Genomic DNA, 1965 nt, shown 5'->3' with positions numbered 1-1965 from the left:
GAACAGGCCCATCGCCTGCAAGACCGAGGTGAGGCTCATGCGCCCTCCCCAGCTGCGTCGCATCCGGGAAGCGAGCAGGCGGGATCGATGCACGGGGCGTCTTCGTCCACTGCCAGGGTGGCATCGACCAGTGCCGTCAGCGCCTGCGCCAGGTGCGAATCGGCGATCTCATATCGTGTCCGACGACCCTCGGGCTCGGAGACGACGATCCCGCAATCGCGCAGGCATGCCAGGTGGTTGGACACGTTCGGGCGTGTCAGGTCCAGATCTCGGGCCAGTTCCGCCGGGTAAGCGGGATGGTCGAGCAGGGTCAAGATGATCCGGGATCGAGTGGGGTCGGCCAGTGCACGACCCAGGCGGTTCATCACGTCGAGACGCGAAGCAATAGTCATCATGGACTGAACTATACAGTGCGAACTGAACACTCGGTCACAGGCGTCAGCCCAGATCGCATGCCCGTAAGGGGATCCTTCACCGTACGTCGAGCGAGCTCAGTCCTCGAGTCATTTTCAGAAGTCGACTGCGCTCTCGGGCCCGTCCTCTCGGGGGTGGTGTCGTCGACTCCCGAGCCCTGGTCGTTCAGTAGTCCTGTGCACTAGCGTCGCATCTGCTCAGTAGTCCTGTTCTCTATGAGGAGGCGGGCGTGGACGGCGACCAGGATGAGATGGCTGGACCGGGCGTGCTTGCGGTGCCCGAGCGTGAGTGGGAGCAGGCCCGGTTGCGGGCCGGGGTGATCGGTCGCCTGGCCGAGCACGATCCAGTGGGACTGGCTGTCGTCGACGAAGCCGCGATGGAGCTGGGGATCTCCCGGCGCCGGGTGTACGTGCTGCTGGAGCGGTACCGGCGGGGCTCGGGCCTGGTCACTGATCTTGTCCCCCGGCGATCGGATGGTGGCAAGGGTGGGGGCCGGCTGACGGAGCCAGTGGAGCAGATCATCCGTGAGCTGGTGCGCCAGCGGTACTTGACCCGGCAGAAGCGCAGCATTGCCTCCCTGCATCGGGAGATCACGCGGGCCTGCGCCGTGTAGGGGCTGCCGGCTCCGGCACGGAACACGGTGGCCGCGCGGATCGCTCGGATGAATCCGGTCGAGGTGGGCCGGCGGCGCGAGGGGGCCGAGAGCGTCCGGCCGTTGCAATCGGCCGGGGACGAGGTTCCGGTAGTCGAGTCGATCCTGGACCAGGTGCAGATCGATCACACGGTCATGGATCTGATCGTGGTCGATGACCGTGACCGTCAGCCGATCGGACGGCCGTATCTGACGGTGGCCATCGACGTGCGCAGTCGGTGTCTGGTTGGAATGGTGGTGACCTTGGAGCCGCCCTCGGCGGTGTCGGTGGGGTTGTGCCTGGCCCATGCGGCCGGTGACAAGCGGCCCTGGCTGGAGCGGCTCGGAATCGACGCGGCCTGGCCGATGAGTGGCAAGCCGAAGGTCCTGTATGTGGACAATGCTCGGGAGTTCAAGAGCGAAGCGCTCACCCGCGGGTGCGACCAGCACGGTATCAGCCTCGACTACCGCCCGCTGGGCCGGCCGCATTACGGCGGGATCGTCGAGCGGGGGTCAAGTCCCTGGAAGTGGTGTAACCGTCTTCGAGGTTGTAGGGGGCTTGTACCTGTCAGGTCTGCAGGGTCGGCATCACCTCCGCGCTCGCTCCGGTTGTCGAGGGGGTGTCCGGGTCCTGGTTAGAGCAGCGGGCCAACAACTCGAGTCCGAGATAGCGGCGGCCTTCGGCCCATTCATCGGTCTGTTCGGCCAGCACGGCCCCTACGAGCCGGATCACGGCGTCTCGGTTCGGGAAGATCCCTACCGCGTCCGTGCGTCGCCGGATCTCCCGGTTCAGCCGCTCGGCGGGGTTGTTCGACCAGATCTGGGACCACACGTCCCTCGGGAACGAGGTGAACGCGAGGATGTCCTGTCGAGCGGCGTCTAAGTGGGCGGCCACCGCGGGCAACCTGTCCTGCACGTAG

Annotated in this window: 3 protein-coding genes; 1 reads left to right on the top strand and 2 read right to left on the bottom strand. The window is 66.3% G+C overall.

Annotated features, from left to right (window positions below):
* Window positions 1–35: 35 nt before the first annotated feature.
* Window positions 36–395: a Cd(II)/Pb(II)-sensing metalloregulatory transcriptional regulator CmtR gene (gene cmtR, locus ACUW6W_RS11680; RefSeq protein WP_017488126.1), complete on the bottom strand. Its 360-nt coding sequence runs from the start codon at window positions 393–395 to the stop codon at window positions 36–38.
* 248 nt (window positions 396–643) lie between these two features.
* On the opposite strand from cmtR, the gene ACUW6W_RS11675 reads away from it, so the two are divergent.
* Window positions 644–1027, top strand: coding sequence for a helix-turn-helix domain-containing protein (locus tag ACUW6W_RS11675; protein ID WP_174233354.1), 384 nt, complete (start codon window positions 644–646; stop codon window positions 1025–1027).
* A gap of 586 nt (window positions 1028–1613) precedes the next feature.
* Here the strand turns inward: ACUW6W_RS11675 and ACUW6W_RS11670 are convergent.
* On the bottom strand, window positions 1614–1965 hold a 352-nt coding region (locus tag ACUW6W_RS11670), incomplete at its 5' end, for a transposase (RefSeq protein ID WP_454180191.1).

The sequence above is a fragment of the Micrococcus sp. 093350064-1 genome, from assembly GCF_053627955.1.
This window is presented reverse-complemented; position numbering and strand designations above follow the sequence as displayed.